The 251-nt window shown below is 43.4% G+C and carries 1 pseudogene; it reads right to left on the bottom strand.

What is annotated here, in order from left to right:
- Positions 1-162 (bottom strand): annotated as a pseudogene (locus tag AC0IXA_RS27870) (polynucleotide adenylyltransferase PcnB); the annotation flags it as partial.
- Between the last annotated feature and the right edge of the window lie 89 nt (positions 163-251).

The raw sequence follows: 251 nt of genomic DNA, 5'->3' as shown, positions 1-251 counted from the left end.
GGACTCAACCTTATCAGGTGTTGCATCTGTCGCAATATCGATATCGCCGATTTCTCGTCCTAATAGAACATCTCTCACCGCTCCGCCGACAAAGTAAGCCTGATGCCCATGTTCGTGCAGTGTATGTAATATAGGGATCGCATGTGTGAATGGTTCATTCATCTTCAACATCACCTTCGATCAATTCTAGGTAAAGCTTTTCATATTCACTCACAATCTTTTCAGAGGAGAAATGAGCCTGAACACTAGAC

This window comes from Pseudomonas sp. AC083, from assembly GCF_979253165.1.
The sequence above is the reverse complement of the archived record's forward strand: the minus strand, read 5'-3'. Positions and strand labels throughout refer to the sequence as shown.